This is a genomic window from Pseudomonas sp. TUM22785, assembly GCF_028198105.1.
Taxonomy (GTDB): Bacteria; Pseudomonadota; Gammaproteobacteria; order Pseudomonadales; family Pseudomonadaceae; genus Metapseudomonas; species Metapseudomonas solani.
This window is the reverse complement of sequence record NZ_CP116239.1, coordinates 2,069,816-2,090,206: the sequence shown is the minus strand read 5'-3', so window position 1 is coordinate 2,090,206 and position 20,391 is coordinate 2,069,816. Positions and strand designations below refer to the sequence as shown.

Below are 20,391 nucleotides of genomic sequence, written 5' to 3'. Positions count from 1 at the left end.
AGCTACGCAAATCCGGTGGCGGCCAGGCCGTTGCCCCATACGATTTCTTTACCCGGAAGTGTCATGCGCGGTCGTCTGCTCAGCCTGTTCTCCTGCCTGCTTCTCACCACAGTCACCCTCGATGCAGCCCAAGCGGTCCCCCTTGCCCAGCAACGTCAGATGTACGACGAGGCCAAGCGCGCCCTGGCCAAGGGTGACAGCGGCCCCTACAAGCGTTACGCCAATGCCCTGGCCGACTACCCGCTGGAGCCCTACCTGGCCTACGACGAGCTGACCGCCCGTCTGAAGTGGGCCAGCAACGACGAGATCGAGAAATTCCTCGCCGAGCACGGCGACCTGCCCCAGGCCAACTGGATGAAGCTGCGCTGGTTGCGCTGGCTGGCCGAGCGCGGCGAATGGAAGACCTTCGTCAATTACTACGACCCGAAGATGAACTTCACCGAGCTGGACTGCCTCTACGGCCAGTACCAGATCAAGAACGGCCTCAAGGCCGAGGGCTACAAGAGCGCCGAGAAGCTCTGGCTGGTGGGCAAGTCCCAGCCCGAGGCCTGTGACGTGCTCTTCGACCTGTGGCGTGCCGAAGGCCAGATGACCGAGCAGATGCGCTGGCGCCGCGCCAAGCTCGCCGCCGAGGCGCGCAACTATGGCCTCGCCAGCTTCTTGGTGAAGGGCCTGCCAACGCTTCAGACCCAGGGCAAGCTGCTGCTGGATGTCGCGCAGAACCCGCAGATGCTCAGCCAGACCGCCCGCTTCGCCCCGGCCGACAAGGCCATGGGCGATGTGGTCGGCCTCGGCCTGCGCCGCCTGGCCCGCCAGGATCCGGAAAAGGCCATGGCCCTGCTGGATGGCTACGCCGCGCGGATGAAGTTCTCCAGCAGCGAGAAGGTCGCCATCGCCCGCGAGATCGGCCTCACCCTGGCCAAGCGCTACGACCCTCGCGCCCTCAAGCTCATGACCCAGTACGACCCCAAGCTGCGCGACAACACCGTCAGCGAATGGCGCGCGCGCCTGCTGCTGCGCCTGGGCCAGTGGGACGACGCCTACAAGCTGACCAAGCAGATGCCCGCCGAGCTGGCCAATACCAACCGCTGGCGCTACTGGCAGGCCCGCTCCCTGCAACTGGCCCAGCCGCAGAGCGCCGAAGCCGCCCGCCTCTACCAGCCCCTGGCCAAGGAGCGTGACTTCTACGGCTTCCTCGCCGCCGACCGCATCCAGACGCCCTACCAGCTCAACAACAAGCCGCTGGCCCTGGACCCGCGCCTGGTGCAGAAGGTGCGCAACACCGCCGGTATCCGCCGTGCCCTGGAGTTCCACGATCGCGGCCAGATCGTCGACGGTCGCCGCGAGTGGTACTACGTCAGCCGCCTGTTCAGCCGTGACGAAATGGTCGCCCAGGCCAAACTCGCCTACGACATGCAGTGGTACTTCCCGGCCATCCGCACCATCAGCCAGGCCCAGTATTGGGACGACCTGGACATCCGCTTCCCCATGGCCCACCGCGGTGCCCTGACCCAGCAGGCACGCCTGCGTGGCCTGCACTCCAGCTGGGTGTTCGCCATCACCCGCCAGGAAAGCGCCTTCATGGCCGACGCCCGCTCCGGCGTCGGTGCCATGGGCCTGATGCAACTGATGCCCGGCACCGCCAAGGAGACCGCGCGCAAGTTCGGCATTCCCCTCGCCTCACCGCAACAGGCGCTCAACCCGGACGTCAACATCCAGCTCGGCGCCGCCTACCTCAGCCAGGTGCACGGCCAGTTCAACGGCAACCGCGTGCTCGCCTCCGCCGCCTACAACGCCGGCCCCGGCCGCGTGCGCCAATGGCTCAAAGGCGCCAACCACCTGGCCTTCGACGTCTGGGTGGAAAGCATCCCCTTCGACGAAACCCGCCAGTACGTACAGAACGTGCTGTCCTACTCCGTCATCTACGGGCAGAAGCTCAACGCCCCGCAGCCCCTGGTGGATTGGCACGAGCGCTTCTTCGACGACCAGTGATCGAAGCCGAAACGCAAAACGGGCGCCCATGGGGCGCCCGTTTCGTTTGTGCAGCCGTTGCAGCGCGGAGTCTTACTCCAGGACTTCCACTTCCATGCCCTCTTCCAGCGTGCCGGTGCTGCGGTTGATCAGGTTCTGCCCGAAGTACAGCTCGCCTTCGCGCTCGCGGTAGGTCTTGAGGGTGGTGAGGGGCTCGCGGTCAGGGCTGCGCTCGCCGGTGGCAGGGTCGATGGTGGTGAGGATGCAACGGGTGCAGCCTTTGGCCACGCTGAACTCGACGCCGCCGATGCGGATGCGCTTCCACTCGTCCTCGGCGAAGGGCGCGCTGCCCTCCACCACCAGGTTGGGGCGGAAGCGCAGCATCTCCAGTGGGCGGCCAACACGGCTGGACAGGTCATCCAGCGAGGCCTGGCCGATCAGCAGCAGCGGGAAGCCATCGGCGAAACCGACCTTCTCCTCGGGCAGCAGGCTGCCGGGGATGTCCCGTGCCCGCTCGTTGGGCACATGCACCAGGCGGCAAGGCTTGCCGATGAACTCGCTGAGCCAGGCAGCGGCCTCGTCACCGGCGTCAGGCACCAGCATCGAGTCCTTCCAGATGAAGGTGCCGCGCAGGTCGCTGTTCGGGTCGGGCAGGGCCACATCCAGGCTGGGCCGGCCGGCGGTGCTCAGGGTCAGGCCACCGGAGGCGTTCCACAGCGCGCTCAGTTGCGACATCTGCGGCAGCGCGCGCTGGGTGAGGAAACGGCCATTGCTCGCGTCCACCAGCATCCAGCGTCGATCACCGGCCAGGCCGATGCCATCGAGTTCGGCACGCTGCAGGCGTTCGCCGATCGCGGATTTCATGGGGAAACGATAGAGAGCGGAGAGACGCAACATGGGCCGGCTTCCTTGGACGGTCAGCGAAAGCCCACTTATACGGAATCGTGGGCCGGGGCCTCAACCCCGGCACCACGAAAAGATCACTCGTCCTTCTTCAGGCGGTCCGCCACCACGTCCACCAGCTTGTCGGGCTGGAACTTGGAGAGGAAGTTGTCGCAACCGACCTTCTTCACCATGGCGTCGTTGAAGCTGCCGGACAGCGAGGTGTGCATCACCACGTAGAGCTCACGCAGGCGCGGGTCGTTGCGGATCTCGGTGGTCAGGCGGTAGCCGTCCATCTCCGGCATTTCGGCGTCGGTGAAGATCATCAGCAGCTTGTCGGTCATCACCTCGCCGGTGTCGGCCCACTTTTTCAGCAGGTTCAGCGCCTTGAGGCCGTCGCTGACCGAGTGGGTGCGGATACCCAGCTGCGAGAGGGTTTCGCGCAGCTGGGTCAGCGCGACGTTGGAGTCGTCCACCAGCAGCACTTCGCGGCCTCGGGCCTTCTCCAGCAGCGGGTTGCTCAAGCGCTCCTCGGACACACGGGTGCTCATGGGCACGATTTCGGCGAGCACCTTCTCGACGTCGATGATCTCGACGATCTGGTCCTCCACCTTGGTGATCGCCGTCAGGTAATGCTGGCGACCGGCACCACCGGGCGGCGGCTGGATGGACTCCCAGTTGAGGTTGAGGATGCGGTCCACGCCCCCCACCAGGAACGCCTGCACCGAGCGGTTGTACTCGGTGACGATAATGGTGCTGCGCTCATCCGGCACCAGCGCGCGCATGCCGATGGCGCGGGACAGGTCGATCACCGGCAGGGTCTGACCGCGCAGGTTGACCACGCCGCAGACGAAGGGGTGGCGCTGGGGGATCAGGGTCAGCTTCGGCAGCTGCAGGACTTCCTGCACCTTGAACACGTTGATGGCGAACAGCTGGCGGCCGGCCAGGCGGAACATGAGGATTTCCAGGCGGTTCTCGCCCACCAGTTGGGTACGTTGATCGACTGTGTCGAGAATACCGGCCATTGCATGCTCCTGTTGGATGTTCGAGCCAGACTGCGGCTGCAGTTGCTTATCGGCAGAAGGCCTTGGAACTGTAGCCATCATGGCTTGGCGCCATCATGCACCACGGGGCGCGACGGCACCAGAAGCCACTCATCCCTCACTGCCTTGCAGCAACGGGGAACCGTCCGGCAGATGTAAGCGTAGTGCGTTGCGGCGCGCATTGAAGCGAACCTTGCTGCATTCCATGGGTTCTCCGTCGAGATTCATGTCCAACCCCTCGGGTGCCTCCACCTCGACCCACGGCAACCGCGCGCTCACCGACACCGCCTCCACCCCGCCGATGCCCCCCGAAAGCAGCGTGCCCAGGGTGCCGACCACATCCTGCGGGGCCGGCACGATGCAGAGCTCCAGCAGTCCGTCATCGACCTTGGCGCGCGGGCACAGTACATGCCCGCCCCCTGCCTGGCAGCCGTTGCCGATGCCCACGGCGAGGAATTCGCCCTCCCACTCGAAATCCGGCCCCTTGAAGCGACCGAAGGCCGAATGCACCTCGGAGAAACGCGTCAGCCCGGTGAGGAAATAGGCCGCACCGCCCAGCACCTTCTTCAGGTCTTCGGAGGTGTTGGCAGTGATCTTCGAGCCGAAGCCACCGGTGGCCATGTTGAGGAACAGCCGCCCGTCGGCCTCCCCCAGGTCGATGGGCCGCGGCGGCACATCCAGCAGCGCCAGGGCCTCGCCGGGCAGCAGCGGCACCCCGGCGGCCCGGGCGAAGTCATTGGCGGTGCCCAGGGGCAACAGCGCCAGGCTGGCGTCCTGGTCCGCCAGTGCCATGGCTTCGGCGACATCACGCAAGGTGCCATCGCCGCCCCCGGCGATGAGCGTGCGATACCCGGCGGCCAGGGCCTCTTCGACGATGCGCCCGGCATCACCGCCCTCCCAGGTCACCCGCACCGCCAGTTCCCAACCCGCCTCCCGGCGCGCCTCGACGGCCGCTCGCACGTCCTCGTTCAATGCCTGCTTGCCGTGCAGGATCAGCAATGCCTTGCGCTCGCTCATGGGCCACTCCATCCAGGGTGAGTCGGCCGAGTATAGGCCTCGACCGTAAGAACAAGATGAGACAAGCGTCGGAGGTGGATTACACACCTATCTAATATGTCGATTTGTTTGTTGAATAATTTACGCTTTTTGTCGATAAGAATTTGATGAAAAATGGCCTCCAACACGCCGCAGAGCCCAACCCACTGCGAGCCCTGAGGAGATTCCCATGATCGAAGTACGTCCTTTCAACCAGCTCGGCGGCGCCCACCACGGCTGGCTCAATGCCCGTCACCACTTCTCCTTCGCCGAGTACCACGACCCGGCACGGATGAACTGGGGCCAACTGCGGGTCTGGAACGATGACGAGATCGCTGCCGACAGCGGTTTCCCACCGCACCCCCACCGCGACATGGAGATCATCACCTACGTCCGTGAAGGCGCGATCACCCACCAGGACAACCTGGGCAACAAGGGCCGCACCGAAGCCGGCGATGTGCAGGTGATGAGCGCGGGCACCGGCATCACCCACAGCGAGTACAACCTCGAGGGCGAGACCACCCGGATCTTCCAGATCTGGATCATGCCCACCGAGTTTGGCGCCGCGCCCTCCTGGGGTGCCAAGCCCTTCCCGAAAGGTGAGCGCGCCGGCAGCTTCGTGACCCTGGCCAGCGGCATAGACGAGGGCAGCGACGCCCTGCACATCCGCGCCAACGCCCGGTTGGTGGCCGCCACGCTGACCGCCGGGCAGACTGCGGACTACCGCCTGGAGAACGGCCGCAAGGCCTACCTGGTGGCCGCCAAGGGTCGCTACGAGGTCAACGGCGTAGCCGCCGAAGCCCGCGACGGCGTAGCCGTACGTGATGTCGAGGTGCTGAGCTTCACCGCCAGCGAAGATACCGAGATCGTGCTGGTGGACGTCGCCTGATCCAGGCCGTAACGAAAACGCCCCCGGAGTTCTGCTCCGGGGGCGTTTTTCATTGCCTGCGTGACAGGCGCCCGCTCCTCGTGGGAGCGAATTCATTCGCGATCAACCCGTCACCGCAACGCCGAGCCAGACCCGACCCAATGCGTCAACCGCATCAGGCCGGGTACCCGGTGATCTCGCGGATCTTCTGGTACAGCGGCTTCAGCTGCCGGTACATGCGCTGGTACACCCCCTGGTAGAGCCGCTCGTAGATGCGTTGCGCTTGCGGGTCCGGGTGGAACACCTGGCCGACGCGGGTCATGGCGCGTATCGCCGTGGGGAAGTCCGGGTGCAGTCCCAGGCCGACCGCGCAGTCGATGGCGGCGCCCAGCCCCGAGGTTTCATAGACGTGCGGCCGCTCCGCCGGCAGGCCGAAGATATCGGCCGTCAGCTGCATGGCCGCATCGCTTTGCGAACCGCCACCGGAGACGCGCAAACGCTTGATCGACGTGCCCGAGCGCTTCTCGATGCGTTCCTTGCCCTGGCGCAGCGCGTAGGCCAGGCCTTCGAGGATGGCGCGGTAGATGTGCGCGCGGGTGTGCACATCGCCGAAGCCGATGATCGAGCCCTTGGCTTCAAGCCCCGGCTCGCGGATGCCCGGCGTCCAGTAGGGCTGCAACATCAGGCCCATGGAGCCCGGCGGCACGCTGTTGACCAGTTCGTCGAACAGCGCCTCGGGCTCGACGCCCAGCTCCTTGGCCCGCTGCATCTCGCGCAGGCCGAACTCCTGCTTGAACCAGCTGACCATCCAGAAGCCGCGGTAGATCATCACCTCGGTATTGAAGTGATCGGGAATCGCCGCCGGATAGGGCGGGATCAGCGGGATGGTTTCCAGGTAGCTGCGGCGGGTGGTGTTGATGGTCGCCGTGGTGCCGTAGGAGAGGCAGGCCGTGTCCGGCTCCACCCCGCCCGAGCCCATCACCTCGCAGGCCTTGTCGGCCCCGGCGGCGATCAGCGGCAGTCCCTCGGGGATGCCGGTCAGGCGGCTGGCCTCGGCGCTGATGCTGCCCAGGCGCTCGCCCGGCTTGAACAGGTCCGGCAGCTGCTCGCGGCGCACCGGCATCGCCTGCCACTTCCAGTCCTTGGGCGAGGCCCAGTCCAGGCGCTTGTAGTCGAACGGCAGATAGGCCACCTGGCAGGCCACCGAATCGACGAAGCGCCCGCACAGGCGGTGGGTGAGGAAGCCCGACAGCAGCAGCACCTTGTGGGTGCGCTGCCAGATGTCCGGCTGGTGCTGCGACACCCAGTTCACCTCAGCCTGGGCGCGGAAATAATCCACCGTGCCCTCAATGCGCAGTAGGCGGAACAGCCAGCCCCAGGGGCCCTTGATGCGCCCTTCGACCTCGGCGCGACGCTGGTCCAGCCAGATGATCGCCGGGCGCAGCGGCGTGCCCTGCTCGTCGACGTTGATCACCGTGCCGCGCTGGGTGGTGACGGAGACGCCACGGATCAGGCTGCGGTCGATATCCACCGATTCCCACAGCAAGCGGCAGGCTTCGGCGAGGTTCGACCAGTAATACTCCGCGTCCTGCTCGGCCCAGCCGGGCTGCTTGGAGTAGTAGGCCTCCAGCGGCACCTTGCCCTTGCCCACCAGGTTGCCTTCCAGGTCGAACAGCAGCGCACGGACACTCTGGGTGCCGTTGTCTATCGCCAGCAGGTAGCTCTTCTCGCTCACGGTGGATTCCTTGTTCTTATTCTGCGGGCAGGCTGTAGCTGCGCTGCCAGAGCGCAGCATAGGCCCGTTCCTCGTCTTCCCAGCGCCCATCGCTCCAGCCCAGGCGGGCCTGGCACAGCGCGCGGATGCGCGGCATCAGCGCCGCACCGCCGCCGGGCAACAACAGGCCCAGGCGGGTGCGTCGCAGCAGCAGGTCGTCCAGGTGCAGCACCAGCTCGGCTTCCGCCGCCCAGGCCAATTCGGCCCAGAGGGTATCGGTGGCGCCGACGCGCTCGCTGCCCAGTTCATCGATCAGCCGGGCAATCTCGACGAGCTCCGGGCCATGCCGCCCCGCCAGGCGCCGCTGCGCCAAGGGGCCCAGGCCAGGCAGGCTCGCCAACGGCGCCGGCTTGAATACCGCTGCGCCGAGATCATCCACCGTGCGGCCGTTGAAACCGGCGCAGGCGCGCAGCACCTCCAGCGCCAGCAGGCGGAAGGTGGTCAGCTTGCCGCCGGCCAGGGTCACGCAACCGGGTTCGGTCCACAGCGCATGCTCGCGCTTCTCGTCGGAGGGCTTCAGCGACGCCTCGCCATCGCTCACCACCGGGCGCACGCCGGCCCAGGTGGAGAGCACGTCCGCACGTCCGATGGCGGCAGCGGGGAACTGCTCGCGGCAGGCGGCCAGCAGGTAGTCCACCTCCTCGGCGCTGATGCGGGCATCCAGGTCCAGCTCGTCGCGGTGATCGAGGTCGGTGGTGCCGACCACGATCGCGCCTTCCCAGGGGAAGACGAACACCGGGCGGCCATCCGCCGGGTGCATGAAGCTGATGGCGTGGGCCAGCGGCAGGCGCCAGCCGGGCAGCAGCAGGTGGCTGCCGCGCAGGGGGCGGATGTGCTCGCTGCCTTCACGGCGGCGCAGGCGATCGGCCCAGGCACCGGTGGCCTGGGCCACGGCGCGGGTGCGCAGGGCGTAGCGCTGGCCGCTCTCGATGTCTTCCGCCACCAGGCCGACCACCTGGCCCTGCTCGCGGGTCAGCTCCACCACGCGCAGGCCATTGAGCGCCTCGCCGCCATCGCGCCGGGCCTCGGCCAGCACGCGCATCACCAGGCGCGCATCGTCGGTGACCGCATCGAAGAACTGGGTGCCACCCTGCAGCTTCGCCTCGTCCAGCCCCGGGGTGAGGAAGCGCAGCTGCTGCAGTGAGTGATAGAGGTGGTTGCGCTTGCCTGCCAGGGCGTCGTAGACCGCCAGCAGGCTGCCGAACACGCGGGGGCCGGGGAAGCCGCCACGGTGGGGCATGACGAAGCTCAGCGGATCCACCAGCCCTGGCGCCTCGGCCAGCAGGCGTTGGCGTTCGCGTACCGAGTCACGGGTCAGGCCGAACTGGCCCTTGGCGATATAGCGCAGGCCGCCGTGGACCATCTTCGAGGAGCGGCTGGAAGTACCCCAGGCGAAGTCGCGCTGCTCCAGCAGCAGGCACTTCCAGCCACGCCGGGCCGCCTCGCGGAGGATGCCGGCGCCGGTGATGCCGCCGCCGACGACAATCAGGTCCCAGTCCCGCGCCGCCAGCTCCGGCAGCACGCGCTCGCGCCAGGCCGCGTTCCAGGGCTGCATGGTCAATCCTGGATCAGCACGCCGGGAGCCAGGCGGCCCTCGGGGTCGAAGTGCCCGGCCAGTGCCTTGAGCACCGCCATGCCGCGCTCGCCTTTCTCCACCGGCAACCAGGGCGCATGGTCGCGACCCACGCCGTGCTGGTGGCTGATGGTGCCGCGGTTGCGTGCGATCACCTCGCTGGCCGCGCGCTTCAAGCGGCTCCAGCGCTGCAGGGCCTGCTCGTAGCTGGCGCCCGGACGGAACACGTAGGTGGTGTAGATGCTGGAGCCCTCGCCATAGACGTGGGACAGGTGGGTGAAGACGTGGACGCGCTCGCCCTCCTCCGCCAGGCCGTCACGCAGGCTGGCCTCCACCTTGTTCAGCAGGTTGTCGACATTGATCCAGTCGGTGGCGGTTTCCAGGGTGTCGACCACGTAGCCGGCATCCCACAGGCCATGGCGCAGGTAGGGGAAGCGGAAGCGGTTCTCCGCCCACTTCTTGCCCAGCAGGGTGCCGGTGAACACGCCACCGAAGCCCTTCAGCAGCTTCTTCGCCTGGCGCAGCGATACGGCGTTCTGCTGGCGGTTGCCGGTGACGCCGAAGGTCAGCATGCATTTGCCGGTGCGCGCACCGCGGAAAGCCAGGTACTTCTCCAGCAGGGCGATCTGCTCGGGGTGGCCGGCCAGGGCCAGCTGGGTTTCGGTCTCGATGGCGTTGGACAGGCGCAGCATCGACAGCGGCACCCGCGCCTGGGCCAACGCACGGATGCCCGCCAGGGCCTGTTCCCAGCTGGGCAGGAACACGGCGTAGAAGCTTTCCTGGTCGGCCAGGCGGGTGACCCGCACACGCACTTCGGAAATCACCCCGAAGCGGCCTTCGGAGCCCAGCACCACTTCGCGCAGGTCCGGCCCCGCAGCCGAGGCCGGGAAGGTCGGCAGCTCCAGCGGGCCGTCGAAGGTCTCCAGGGTGCCACCGGCGAACAACTGCTCGATGCGGCCATAGCGCAGGGATTGCTGGCCGCTGGAACGGCTGGCGACCCAGCCACCGATGGTCGACAGCTCCCAGGACTGCGGGAAGTGGCCGAGGGTGTAGCCCTTGGCACGCAGCTGGCTTTCCACCTGCGGCCCGTTGGCGCCGGGGCCGAAGGTGGCGATCAGGCTTTGCTCGTCCAGGTCCAGCAGGCGGCTCATGCGTTCGAGGGACAGGGTCAGCACCGGCCGCTCGCCGGCCTGCGGGTTGATGTGGCCAGCCACCGAGGTGCCGCCGCCGTAGGGGATGAGCACGATGTCATGGGTCCGGGCCCAGGCCATCAGCTGGCGGATGTCCTCAGCGGTTTCCGGGTAGGCGACACCGTCGGGGAACACCTCGAAACGGCCTTCGCGCATGGCCAGCCAATCCGGCAGGCTCTGGCCACGGGCGTGGCGCACGCGCTCCTCGGCGTCCTGGCTGACCAGCACATGGGGCGGCAGGCGCGAGGCCGGCACCTGCGCCAGCACCTGCGCGAGGGTGGCGTCGTCCAGGCGCTGCCCGGCGCCGACGCGCTGGGCCAGAAAATCCGTGCCATTGGCCGGCAGTTCCACCACGGTCGACTCTTCACCCCAGCCGTTCCAGCGTCGCATGCCCTTCTCCTTGTTCGAGTTGTTTCGGAGGCTTTCAATGGGTGCCTATACTAGCCAGCCGCGCAAGGGCGTCACTGTCGGATCGGGACAGTGGCTATCGCCAATCAAGACATTTCAGAACAAGAAGAAACCATGGATTCCCTCGGCTATACCTCCGTTCCCGCCCTGCTCAAGTACCTGCGCCATGCCGAGCACCTCGGCCTGGACGTGGCCGCTGCGCTCGACGCTGCCGGCATCCGCGCCGAGGAGCTGGCCGACAACGGCAAGCGCATGCCCAGCGAAGCCCATGAACGCCTGCTGCAGCACCTGATGGCGGTCTCCGACGACCCCTTGTTCGGCCTGCATTCCGCCCGCTTCGTGCAGCCGGGCTCGTGGAGCGTGCTCGGCTACATCACCATGAACTGCGCCACCCTGGGCGAGGCCATGAGCCGCATCGTCCCGTACGAAAAACTGGTGGGCGACATGGGCACGAGCCGCATGGAAGCCGCGGGCGACCACATCCGCCTGATCTGGAACTGCCGCCACGAAGCCCCGGAGATCCGCCGCCACATGGTGGAGAACGTGCTCGCCTCCTGGCTGCTCTACGCCCGCTGGATCGCCGACATGGAGCGCTCGCCCCGAGAGGTCTGGTTCGAACACGCCCAGCCCGCCGGCACCCGCCTGGAGGATTACGAAGAAGTCTTCTGCTGTCCGATCCGCTTCGACCAGGCCTGCAATGCTCTGCTGGTGCCCATGGAGTACCTCGGCGTGCCCCTGCGCCAGGCCGACGCCAACCTGCTGCGCACCCTCGAGGAACATGCCCTGGCGCTGATGGCCGGGCTGGACCAGGACGAACCCCTGCCGCAACGGGTGAAGAACGCCCTGCGCCTGCTGCTCAAGGACGGCCTGCCACGCAAGGAACGGGTCGCGGAGAAATTCCACATGACGGTGCGCACCCTGCAGCGCCACCTGCAGCAGGCCGGCACCAGCTACCAGCAGATCCTCGACGAACTGCGCCAGGAACTGGCCGAGCACTACCTGCTGCGCAGCGACCTGGCCATCCAGGACATCGCCAGCTACCTCGGCTTCACCGAGTCACGCTCGTTCCACCGCAGCTTCAAGACCTGGACCGGGCAGACACCGGGGGAATACCGCGAGGCTAAGCGGCAGGGTTAATCCGCACCCGGCATGTGCAGCGATCGGCATGTACGGTGGGTGAAATCCGCAAGAGGGGTCGAGTTGAGCTGTCGGGTTGCACCCGACCTACGTTCGATGCCTGGCGCAACACACGACAACACACCTGCTGATGTAGCCCGGGCTTCAGCCCGGGACCCCGCTTGCAACCCGGACCGAAACCCGGGTTGCAGGGTTCAGGCGTGCAGTTCGCTCAGCGGGATGAAGAGCAGGCTGTCGCCTTCGGCCAGGGTGGTGCCTTCCAGCACTTCCACCAGGCCCTCGGCCCAGGCGGCGCTGCGCAGCACACCGGAACTCTGGTTGCGGTAGATCACCGCGCGGCCGTTTTCGAGTCGGGCGCGCAGGTACTCGCGGCGATTGCCCGGCTTGCTCCAGGTGAAACCGGCCGGCACCGGGAAGCCCAGGGGCGCGACCTTGTCCACGCCGAGGCGGCGCAGCAGGTAGGGCCGGGTGAGCAGGCCGAAGGTCACCAGGGTGGAGGCCGGGTTGCCCGGCAGGCCGATCACCGGCACGCCCTGGAAGTGGCCGAAGGTCAGCGGCTTGCCCGGCTTGATCGCCAGTTTCCACAACGCCAGCTCGCCGGCCTCGCGCAGGGCCAGGCCAAGGAAGTCCGCCTCGCCGACGGAGACGCCACCGGTGGAGAGGATCAGGTCGACGCCGGTCAGCTCGCCCAGGGCCTTGCGGGTCAGTTCCAGGTCGTCAGCGAGGATGCCGCCATCCACCACCTCGCAACCCAGGCGGCGCAGCCAGGCGATGAGCAGGGTGCGGTTGCTGTTGTAGATCTGCCCCGGGCCGAGCGGCTGGCCCGGCGCAACCAGTTCATCACCGGTGGAGAGCACCGCCACGCGAGGCCGGCGGCGCACCTGCAGGCGTGCGGCACCGAGGGTGGCGGCCAGGCCCATTTCGATGGGGCCCAGCAGGGTGCCGGCATCCAGCACGGTTTCGCCGCTGCGAGTTTCCTGGCCCTTGGGACGCACGTTCTGCCTGGCACTCATGGGCTCGATGAAGCGCACGCGGCCGTCGTCCAGCACCTCGGCGTTTTCCTGCATCTCCACCGTGTCCGCGCCTTCGGGCAGCGGCGCGCCGGTGAAGATGCGTGCACAGGTGCCCGGCTGCAGCGCGCCGGGAGCGCTGCCCGCCTGGATGCGCTGGCTGACCACCAGCGGCTCGCCATTCCAGTCGGCCAGGCGCAGGGCGTAGCCATCCATCGCACTGTTGTCCCAGGGCGGCAGGTCGAGGCCGGCCACCAGGGGTTCGGCCAGCACACGGCCATCGGCATCGGCCAGGGCGACCTCTTCCTGCTCGCGGATGGCAGCCTCCCCGGCCAGCTTCAGCAGCCGGGCCAGGGCGTCTTCCACCGGCATCAGGCCGGGGTTGTCGCAGCAGCTCACCCGCGGCTCTCGCAGGCGTCGGCGCGGGTCAGGTGCGGCACGAAGTTGCAGGGGCGGTGACGGTTGTCCAGCTGCTCGGCGAGGATGCCGTCCCAGGCGGTGCGGCAGGCGTTGGTTGAGCCCGGCAGGCTGCACACTAGGGTGCCGTTGGAAAGGCCGGCCAGGGCGCGGGACTGCATGGTGGAGGTGCCGATATCGGCCACCGAAATCTGCCGGAAGTACTCGCCGAAGCCGTCCACCTGCTTGTCCAGCAGGCAGGCGATGGCCTCGGGGGTGCTGTCGCGCCCGGTGAAGCCGGTGCCGCCGGTGATCAGCACCACCTGCACCGCGTCCTCGGCGATCCAGGTCGCCACCTGGGCGCGGATCTTGTAGAGGTCGTCCTTCAGCAGCACGCGGGCCGCGAGCCTGTGCCCGGCCGCAGTGAGGCGGTCGACGAAGAGCTGGCCGGAGGTGTCGGTCTCCAGGCTGCGGGTGTCGCTGACGGTGAGAACGGCGATGTTCAGGGGCACGAATACCGCCTCGGCCTTGTGGTTCATGGCAGGCTTCCAGTTGTAGGACAGAATGGCCGGTGTTATATCACAGCGCCGCCCCTCCCGAGAGCCCACCCATGCCCGGCAACGCCCCCCTTCCCTGCTCCGTTCTGCTGCTCGCCGGCGGCCGCGGCCAGCGCCTGGGCGGCCGCGACAAGGGCCTGGTGGAATGGCGCGGCCAGCCGCTGATCGCCTGGCTGCATGCCGCCACCCGCGCACGCACCGATGACCTGATCATTTCCTGCAACCGCAACGCCGAGCGCTACGCGCAATGGGCGGACCAACTGGTGACGGACGACAGCCCCGACTACCCGGGCCCACTGGCCGGCATCCGAGCCGGGCTGGCCGCCGCGCGCCACGACCACCTGCTGGTGTTGCCCTGCGACGCGCCGCTGGTGGACGCCCCCCTGCTCGACTCGCTGCTGCGCGAAGCCGGCGAACGGCCGGTGATGCTGCACCAGGGCGGCTACTGGGAACCGCTGTTCAGCGTGCTGCCGCGCGCCCTTTTGCTGCAGATCGAACAGGCCTGGCAGGCCGGTGAGCGCAGCCCGCAACGCATCCTCCGCACCCTCGACCCGATCGCCGTGGAATGCCCGGTGGGCGACCCGCGCCTGGCCAACCTGAATACGCCGGATCTGCTGGAGAACCCACGCGGATCGGTATGAAATCCAGCGGGCCTCCGGAACTTTGCCGGCTGGTTTTCCGTCAGAGCCCGAGAACCTCCCGTTCATTCATCAAGGAGATGGAAGATGAACCAGCGGATCATTCCCGCACTCGTGCTCGCGCTCGGCCTGGTCACCCTGGCCGGCTGCTCGTCCCCCACCGTGATCACCCTGAACGACGGCCGCGAGATCCAGGCCGTGGACAAGCCCGATTACGACGATGACTCCGGCTTCTACGAGTTCGAGCAACTCGATGGCAAGCGCGCCAAGGTCAACAAGGACCAGGTCCGCACCATCAAGGAACTCTGAGCCTTATCCGGCGACCTCCCCGGTCGCCTGAACAAGCCCGTCGCGGGGTCACCCGAGGCGGGCTTCGTTTTGTCCGGCCCCTGCAACAGGGCAATACCCCCGGACGCCGCGGCAGCCCTGCCCCGGTAAAAAAATTTCAGCTAACCCCTTGTCGACCAAAAAGTTTTCTGTAGAATGCGCGCTCATTCCACGGAGCGTAGCGCAGCTTGGTAGCGCGTCTCGTTCGGGACGAGAAGGTCGCTGGTTCGAATCCAGTCGCTCCGACCATATCCCGAAAAAACCCGCCTTATAGGCGGGTTTTTTATTGCCTGCGAAAAAGCTGGCCCTCTTCCTTTCTTCCCCCGCCCCCTCCACTCCGCCCAAAAGAAGCCCGATGCAAGGGCATCGGGCTTCGTCGTGTTGGGCCTCGCTACGCTCGGCGCCAACCTACCTGTGCGCATTGCCTCAGTGGGCGTTGGCCGCCGCACCGGGCTTGGCACCAAAGGGTGGCTTGGCCAGCCAGATGAGCAGGATCAACCCCATGCAGACCCAGCCGATCATCGTGAAGTAGTCGATGGTCGACATCATGTACGCCTGCCCGGTGACGATGTGGTCCAGGGACGCGGCGTTCTGCTGGCTCATGCCGCCCATCTGCTCCAGGGCCTGGCGGGTGCCGGGCTCGTAGGCGCTGATGTGTTCAGTGAGGTAGGCGTGGTGCTGGTCGGCGCGGCGTATCCAGATCCAGGTGGTGAGCGAGGCAGCGAAGCTGCCGCCCAGGGTCCGCAGGAAGGTGGCCAGGCCGGAGCCGTCGGCGATTTCGTTCTGCGGCAGGTCCGAGAGCAGGATGCTGAGGATCGGCATGAAGAACAGCGCCACACCGAAGCCCATGAACAGCTGCACCAGGGCGATGTGCAGGTAGTCCACCTCAGTGGTGAAGGAGGCCCGCATGAAGCAACTGGCGCCGATGGCGAAGAACGCCAGGCTGGCCAGTACGCGCAGGTCGAAGTTCTGCGCGTAGCGCCCCACGAAGGGCGACATGATCACCGGCAGCAGGCCGATGGGCGCCGCCGCCAGGCCGGCCCAGGTCGCGGTGTAGCCGAGCTGGGTCTGCAGCCACTGCGGCAACAGCAGGTTGATGCCGAAGAAGGCCGCGTAGCCGCCCACCAGCGCCACGGTGCCTGCGGTGAAGTTGCGGTGGCGGAACAGCCGCAGGTTGACGATGGGGTGGCGGTCGGTGAACTCCCAGATGATGAACACCGCCAGGGCGATGACCGCGATCACCGTGCCACCGATGATGAAGTTCGATTCGAACCAGTCCAGGTCGTTGCCCTTGTCGAGCACGATCTGCAACGCGCCGACGCCGATCACCAGGGTCGCCAGGCCCATCCAGTCCATGGGCTCGCGTTTGAGCGTCACCGGTCGCTTGCGCAACTGCTGGTAGACCACGAAGGCGGCGAACAGGCCGATGGGCAGGTTGATGAAGAAGATCCACGGCCAGCTGAAGTCGTCGGTGATCCAGCCGCCGAGGATGGGCCCGGCAATGGGCGCCACCACCGTGACCATCGCCAGCAACGCCAGGGCCATGCCCCGCTTCGCCGGTGGGTAGATCGACAGCAGCAGGGTCTGGGTGATGGGGTACAGCGGCCCGGCGACGAAACCCTGGAGGGCGCGGAAACCCACCAGGCTGTTCATCGACTGGGCCACGCCGCAGAGGAAGGACGCCAGCATGAACAGCAGCGTGGCGCCGATGAACAGGCGCACCTCACCCACCCGCCGGCTCATCCAGCCGGTCAGCGGCAGGGCGATGGCGTTGCTCACCGCGAAGGAGGTGATCACCCAGGTGCCCTGCTCCGAACTCACCCCCAGGTTGCCGGCGATGGTCGGCAGGGCGACGTTGGCGATGGTGGTGTCGAGCACCTGCATGAAGGTCGCCAGCGACAGGCCGATGGTGGCCAGCACCAGGTTCGGCGGGGTGAAGCTGGCTGCTGCGTTCTCGCTCATGGTCGCCGTCTCAGCGCTGCGCGGTCTTGTGGGTGGCGTCCGGGCCGTTGGCGTGGATCAGCTGCTCGATCAACTGGTCGGCTTCCGCCAGTTGGCGCTGGTAGACGTCGGTGGCGAACAACGGCTTCTTCGGTGCCTGCTGGGCCAGGGACGGGCCACTCTGGTCGTGCAGGTCGACCTTGACGCTCATCGACAGGCCGATGCGCAGCGGGTGCTCCTTGAGCTGCTCCGGGTTGATGCGGACGCGCACCGGCACGCGCTGGACGATCTTGATCCAGTTGCCGGTGGCGTTCTGCGCCGGCAGCAGGGAGAAGGCGCTGCCGGTACCGACGCCGAGGCTGTCCACGGTGCCGCTGTACTTCACGTCGCCGCCATAGAGGTCCGACTCGATCTCCACCGGCTGGCCGATGCGCATGTTCTTCAGCTGGGTTTCCTTGAAGTTGGCGTCGATCCACACCTGGTCCAGGGGGATGACCGCCATCAGCGCGGTGCCGGGCTGCACGCGCTGGCCCAGCTGCACGGTGCGCTTGGCGACATAACCGGTGACCGGGGCCACCAGGGTGGCGCGGGCGTCTTCCAGGTAGGCCTGGCGCAGGGTCGCGGCGGCAGCCTTCACATCCGGGTGGGAGGCGATCACGGTGTCGTCCACCAGGGCACGGCTGCTGTTGAGCTGCTGCTCGGAGCTGGTCAGGGAGCTCTGTGCGGAGTCCAGGGCGTCACGGGCGTGGGCCAGTTCCTCCTGGGAGATCGCACCGTCCTTGGCCAGGTTGCGACGGCGGGCGAAGTCGGCACGGGCCTTCTCCAGGGCGACCTTCTTCGCCGCCACCTCGGCCTTGTAGCCGTCCACGCTGTTGTACAGGCCGCGCACCTGGCGCACGGTGCGCGCCAGGTTGGCTTCGGCCTGCTGCAGGCCGATCTCGGCATCGCTGGGGTCGAAGCGCACCAGCACCTGGCCTTCGTGCACCAGGTCGCCGTCATCGGCGCCGATGCTGGTCACGGTGCCCACGGTCTGCGGGGTGATCTGCACCACGTTGCCGCCGATGTAGGCGTCGTCGGTGTGCTCGCTCCAGCGACCGAAGAGCTGCTCCCAGGCGAAGCTGAGGGCGGCGAGGATGAGGATCACGGCAAGCAGGATGAGCAGCATCCGCTTGCGCTTGGGGTTGCCTTGGACGGCGGTTTCCGAAGTCTGGGTGGTCATGGTCTGTGCCTCGTTCATTCAGCGGCGGCCGGGCGGGCGCCCTGGGCGAGCGGAGTCGGTTCGGGTTGGAAGCCACCGCCGAGGGCCTGCACCAGGCGCACGGAGGTGTCGATCTGCTGGACGTCCAGGCTGGCCAGCTGGCGTTCGGTGACCAGCAGTTGCTGCTCGACGCTGAGGGCGTCCAGGTAGTTGCCGATGCCTTCGCCGTAGCGACGCATGGCGAGGTCGTAGTTGGATTTGGCGATGTCACGGGCCTGGCGCTGCACCTCGATCTGCTGCGCCAGGGAGCGCAGCTGGCTGAGGTCGTCGCTGACCTCGCCGAGGGCGCCCACCAGGGTCTTGTTGTACTGGGCCACGGCCAGGTCGTAGTCGGCGTCCACGCCGGCCAGGTTGGCGCGCAGACGGCCGCCATCGAACACCGGCAGGGAGATGGCCGGCGCCACCTGGTAGAAGCGGCTGTCGCCCTGGAACAGGTCGCCGCTGCTGAGGGCGGCGAGGCCGACCATGGCGCTGAGGTTGAGGTTGGGATAGAAGCCGGTCTTGGCCGAGTCGATACCCTTGCTCGCCGCTTCGACGCGCCAACGCGCGGCGATCACGTCCGGGCGGCGGCCGAGCAGTTCGGCCGGCAGGTTCGACGGCAGCGCCAGGGCGGTGGGCTGCAGCACCACGGGGCGCTGGATGCGCTGGCCACGGTCGGGGCCCTGCCCCAGCAACACGGCGAGGGTGATGCGATCGCTGTCGATCTGCTGCTCGGCGGCCAGCAGTTGCTGGCGCGCGGCGGCCTGCTGGGCCTCGCTCTGTTGCAGCTGCACCTTGCTGTCCAGGCCGGCGGCCAGGCGCTGCTTGCTGAGGGCGTAGAGGTGTTCGGAGCGCTTCAGCTCTTCTTCCGCCAGGTCACGGGCGACGAAGGCATAGGCGAGCTGGCTGTAGGCGCGGGCGACGCTGGCGGACAGGTTCAGGCGCGCGGCCTGTTGGTCCACCTCGGCGGCGCGGGCCTGGCCGAGCGCGGCTTCCCAGGCGGCACGCTTGCCGCCCCAGAGGTCGAGGTCGTAACTGAAACCGAGGGACAGGTACTTCACCGCGGCATAGCTGCCGCCAATGGGCGCGGGCACCACGCTCTCCGGCGCTCGGGCACCGGAATAGCTGGCGCTGGCATTGACGCTGGGCATGCGCGCGGCGTCCTGCGCCTGGGCTTCGGCCAGGGCCTTGCGGGTGCGGGCGCTGGCCACCTGCAGGTCCGGCGAGCCAGCCAGGGCTTCCTCCACCATGGCATCGAGCTGGGCATCGCCCAGTTGCTTCCACCAGTCCTGACGCGGCCAGGCGGCGGCGCTCAACGGGGTACCCGCGAGGTTGCGCCAGGCCTGCAGGGCAGCGGCATCCAGGGCCTTGCCCTCGGGCTCCAGGCCGCTGGAGCTGGCGCAGGCGGCCAGGGCCAGGGCGGCACCGAGCACCAGGGCGCTACGCCCCAGGCGTGCTGTGCAGCTGAATTCACTCATTGTTAGTGGCTCCGATCGGCGCGCACGGGTCGCGCCCTTGCAGGATCTTGCCCAGCAGGCCCACCAGGGTCCGGAGTTCCTCGGTGGTCAGCGGGCTGGTGAGTTCGTTCATGGCGTCGGCGACGATCTCCGGCATCTGCTGGCTGATGCGCAGGCCGTCCTCGCTGAGGGCCAGGCGCACGCTGCGACGGTCCTCCGGGCAGGGCTTGCGCAGCAGCAGGCCCTTCTTCTCCAGGCGGTCGAGCATGCGGGTCATGGAGCCGCTGTCCACCGAGAGCTCGCGACACAGGTCGGCCGGAGTGTTGGCGCGGTCCATGTAGATGAACATCAGCACCTTGAACTGCGCGGAGGTGATGTCCAGGGGCGCCAGGTAGCGATCGAGCAGGCGGTCCTTGAGCATGGCGGAGCGCCCGATGTACTGGCCGACGGAGCCGGTGAAGGGGTAGTCGGCGGGGCTGTAGTGCTTCATTGGCTAATATCTGCCTAGGCAGTAACTGACTGGGCAATCATACGAGCGACGAAACATTTGGCAAGGTATTCACTGTTGCTTTAAATCGACAATCCGTTCCGAAAAAGGGGGATTGATCGGCGCAAAGGCAGTCGCCACGGGCTGCCGTGACGTGCAGAGAGAAGGTACGGAGAGGGGAAGCGGCCGACCGGCGGTCAGCGTTCGAGGAAGGCGGCGACCTTGGCCGCGTCGAAAGGCCAGTCCAGTTCGGCACCGGTGTCGCAGCGACGCAGTACGGGAATGCGCAGGGCGTAGTCGTCCATCCATTCCTCGCGGTCGGCGATGTCCATCAGCTCGACCATCAGGCCATGCTCGACGAAGGGCATCAGCACACCCTCCGCCACTTCACAGAGATGGCAACCCAGGGTGCCGAACAGGCTGCATTCGGGGAGCATCGCCACGCGCCTCGCCAATCAGG

At 67.4% G+C, this 20,391-nt stretch carries 18 protein-coding genes and 1 tRNA gene; 6 read left to right on the top strand and 13 right to left on the bottom strand.

From position 1 onward, the window contains the following. Positions 1 to 63 precede the first annotated feature (63 nt). Entirely contained in the window at positions 64 to 1,992 is a 1,929-nt protein-coding gene (locus PI990_RS09765) for a transglycosylase SLT domain-containing protein (protein WP_184489221.1), read from the top strand. Positions 1,993 to 2,064: 72 nt separating this feature from the next. On the opposite strand, the gene PI990_RS09760 is transcribed toward PI990_RS09765, so the two are convergent. From PI990_RS09760 to yegS, 3 genes are all read right to left on the bottom strand, one after another. Next, complete coding sequence (locus tag PI990_RS09760) at positions 2,065 to 2,868, bottom strand: MOSC domain-containing protein (protein WP_184489220.1); 804 nt, start codon at positions 2,866 to 2,868, stop codon at positions 2,065 to 2,067. 83 nt (positions 2,869 to 2,951) lie between these two features. Next, on the bottom strand, positions 2,952 to 3,878 hold the full coding sequence (locus PI990_RS09755; protein ID WP_021219550.1) for a chemotaxis protein CheV: 927 nt from the start codon (positions 3,876 to 3,878) through the stop codon (positions 2,952 to 2,954). 129 nt (positions 3,879 to 4,007) lie between these two features. Then, positions 4,008 to 4,913 (bottom strand): lipid kinase YegS, encoded by a 906-nt coding sequence (gene yegS / locus PI990_RS09750; RefSeq protein WP_021219551.1) that lies wholly within the window; start codon positions 4,911 to 4,913, stop codon positions 4,008 to 4,010. A gap of 208 nt (positions 4,914 to 5,121) precedes the next feature. On the opposite strand from yegS, the gene PI990_RS09745 reads away from it, so the two are divergent. After that, positions 5,122 to 5,820, top strand: coding sequence for a pirin family protein (locus PI990_RS09745; protein WP_271660489.1), 699 nt, complete (start codon positions 5,122 to 5,124; stop codon positions 5,818 to 5,820). A 154-nt stretch (positions 5,821 to 5,974) separates the two neighbouring features. Here the strand turns inward: PI990_RS09745 and PI990_RS09740 are convergent, their stop codons facing one another. The 3 genes from PI990_RS09740 to PI990_RS09730 are packed head-to-tail and all read right to left on the bottom strand — an operon-like array spanning position 5,975 to position 10,726. After that, the gene (locus PI990_RS09740) at positions 5,975 to 7,534 is read right to left on the bottom strand and encodes an FGGY-family carbohydrate kinase (RefSeq protein ID WP_271660488.1); all 1,560 of its coding nucleotides are present in this window, start codon (positions 7,532 to 7,534) and stop codon (positions 5,975 to 5,977) included. A gap of 16 nt (positions 7,535 to 7,550) precedes the next feature. Continuing rightward, positions 7,551 to 9,128, bottom strand: coding sequence for a glycerol-3-phosphate dehydrogenase/oxidase (locus tag PI990_RS09735; RefSeq protein WP_271660487.1), 1,578 nt, complete (start codon positions 9,126 to 9,128; stop codon positions 7,551 to 7,553). A gap of 2 nt (positions 9,129 to 9,130) precedes the next feature. Continuing rightward, entirely contained in the window at positions 9,131 to 10,726 is a 1,596-nt protein-coding gene (locus PI990_RS09730) for an FAD-binding oxidoreductase (RefSeq protein WP_271660486.1), read from the bottom strand. Between the two features lie 132 nt (positions 10,727 to 10,858). On the opposite strand from PI990_RS09730, the gene gliR reads away from it, so the two are divergent. Continuing rightward, entirely contained in the window at positions 10,859 to 11,881 is a 1,023-nt protein-coding gene (gene gliR, locus PI990_RS09725) for an AraC family transcriptional regulator GliR (protein WP_271660485.1), read from the top strand. Between the two features lie 194 nt (positions 11,882 to 12,075). On the opposite strand, the gene PI990_RS09720 is transcribed toward gliR, so the two are convergent. Beyond that, positions 12,076 to 13,263, bottom strand: coding sequence for a molybdopterin molybdotransferase MoeA (locus PI990_RS09720; protein WP_271661284.1), 1,188 nt, complete (start codon positions 13,261 to 13,263; stop codon positions 12,076 to 12,078). A 23-nt stretch (positions 13,264 to 13,286) separates the two neighbouring features. Further along, positions 13,287 to 13,826, bottom strand: a complete 540-nt coding sequence (moaB, locus tag PI990_RS09715) for a molybdenum cofactor biosynthesis protein B (RefSeq protein WP_021219558.1) — start codon at positions 13,824 to 13,826, stop codon at positions 13,287 to 13,289. A 71-nt stretch (positions 13,827 to 13,897) separates the two neighbouring features. On the opposite strand from moaB, the gene mobA reads away from it, so the two are divergent. From mobA to PI990_RS09700, 3 genes are all read left to right on the top strand, one after another. Then, on the top strand, positions 13,898 to 14,485 hold the full coding sequence (mobA, locus tag PI990_RS09710; protein ID WP_271660484.1) for a molybdenum cofactor guanylyltransferase MobA: 588 nt from the start codon (positions 13,898 to 13,900) through the stop codon (positions 14,483 to 14,485). An 84-nt stretch (positions 14,486 to 14,569) separates the two neighbouring features. Next, on the top strand, positions 14,570 to 14,791 hold the full coding sequence (locus PI990_RS09705; protein WP_271660483.1) for a YgdI/YgdR family lipoprotein: 222 nt from the start codon (positions 14,570 to 14,572) through the stop codon (positions 14,789 to 14,791). A gap of 190 nt (positions 14,792 to 14,981) precedes the next feature. Next, positions 14,982 to 15,058: transfer RNA gene (locus PI990_RS09700), tRNA-Pro, on the top strand. Positions 15,059 to 15,235: 177 nt separating this feature from the next. On the opposite strand, the gene PI990_RS09695 is transcribed toward PI990_RS09700, so the two are convergent. From PI990_RS09695 to PI990_RS09675, 5 genes are all read right to left on the bottom strand, one after another. Next, entirely contained in the window at positions 15,236 to 16,771 is a 1,536-nt protein-coding gene (locus PI990_RS09695; protein ID WP_021219561.1) for a DHA2 family efflux MFS transporter permease subunit, read from the bottom strand. A 10-nt stretch (positions 16,772 to 16,781) separates the two neighbouring features. Beyond that, the gene (locus tag PI990_RS09690) at positions 16,782 to 17,969 is read right to left on the bottom strand and encodes an HlyD family secretion protein (protein WP_043243899.1); all 1,188 of its coding nucleotides are present in this window, start codon (positions 17,967 to 17,969) and stop codon (positions 16,782 to 16,784) included. A gap of 14 nt (positions 17,970 to 17,983) precedes the next feature. Continuing rightward, positions 17,984 to 19,465 carry an efflux transporter outer membrane subunit gene (locus PI990_RS09685; protein WP_271660482.1) on the bottom strand — a complete coding sequence of 494 codons (1,482 nt, stop codon included), beginning with the start codon at positions 19,463 to 19,465 and terminating at the stop codon, positions 17,984 to 17,986. Next, positions 19,458 to 19,934, bottom strand: coding sequence for a MarR family winged helix-turn-helix transcriptional regulator (locus tag PI990_RS09680; RefSeq protein WP_265167983.1), 477 nt, complete (start codon positions 19,932 to 19,934; stop codon positions 19,458 to 19,460). Before PI990_RS09680 ends, PI990_RS09685 begins: the two co-directional genes overlap by 8 nt. Before the next feature lie 194 nt (positions 19,935 to 20,128). After that, a complete protein-coding gene (locus PI990_RS09675; RefSeq protein ID WP_021219565.1) occupies positions 20,129 to 20,368 on the bottom strand; it encodes a glutaredoxin family protein in 240 nt (79 codons plus the stop codon). Positions 20,369 to 20,391 lie beyond the last annotated feature (23 nt).

Bases quoted from the DNA above. Each gene is read 5' to 3' on its own strand.
- PI990_RS09765 (WP_184489221.1), top strand. From the start codon at position 64: ATGCGCGGTCGTCTGCTCAGCCTGTTCTCCTGCCTGCTTCTCACCACA.
- PI990_RS09760 (WP_184489220.1), bottom strand. From the start codon at position 2,868: ATGTTGCGTCTCTCCGCTCTCTATCGTTTCCCCATGAAATCCGCGATC.
- PI990_RS09755 (WP_021219550.1), bottom strand. From the start codon at position 3,878: ATGGCCGGTATTCTCGACACAGTCGATCAACGTACCCAACTGGTGGGC.
- yegS (WP_021219551.1), bottom strand. From the start codon at position 4,913: ATGAGCGAGCGCAAGGCATTGCTGATCCTGCACGGCAAGCAGGCATTG.
- PI990_RS09745 (WP_271660489.1), top strand. From the start codon at position 5,122: ATGATCGAAGTACGTCCTTTCAACCAGCTCGGCGGCGCCCACCACGGC.
- PI990_RS09735 (WP_271660487.1), bottom strand. From the start codon at position 9,128: ATGCAGCCCTGGAACGCGGCCTGGCGCGAGCGCGTGCTGCCGGAGCTG.
- PI990_RS09730 (WP_271660486.1), bottom strand. From the start codon at position 10,726: ATGCGACGCTGGAACGGCTGGGGTGAAGAGTCGACCGTGGTGGAACTG.
- gliR (WP_271660485.1), top strand. From the start codon at position 10,859: ATGGATTCCCTCGGCTATACCTCCGTTCCCGCCCTGCTCAAGTACCTG.
- PI990_RS09720 (WP_271661284.1), bottom strand. From the start codon at position 13,263: ATGCCGGTGGAAGACGCCCTGGCCCGGCTGCTGAAGCTGGCCGGGGAG.
- moaB (WP_021219558.1), bottom strand. From the start codon at position 13,826: ATGAACCACAAGGCCGAGGCGGTATTCGTGCCCCTGAACATCGCCGTT.
- mobA (WP_271660484.1), top strand. From the start codon at position 13,898: ATGCCCGGCAACGCCCCCCTTCCCTGCTCCGTTCTGCTGCTCGCCGGC.
- PI990_RS09705 (WP_271660483.1), top strand. From the start codon at position 14,570: ATGAACCAGCGGATCATTCCCGCACTCGTGCTCGCGCTCGGCCTGGTC.
- PI990_RS09695 (WP_021219561.1), bottom strand. From the start codon at position 16,771: ATGAGCGAGAACGCAGCAGCCAGCTTCACCCCGCCGAACCTGGTGCTG.
- PI990_RS09690 (WP_043243899.1), bottom strand. From the start codon at position 17,969: ATGACCACCCAGACTTCGGAAACCGCCGTCCAAGGCAACCCCAAGCGC.
- PI990_RS09685 (WP_271660482.1), bottom strand. From the start codon at position 19,465: ATGAGTGAATTCAGCTGCACAGCACGCCTGGGGCGTAGCGCCCTGGTG.
- PI990_RS09680 (WP_265167983.1), bottom strand. From the start codon at position 19,934: ATGAAGCACTACAGCCCCGCCGACTACCCCTTCACCGGCTCCGTCGGC.
- PI990_RS09675 (WP_021219565.1), bottom strand. From the start codon at position 20,368: ATGCTCCCCGAATGCAGCCTGTTCGGCACCCTGGGTTGCCATCTCTGT.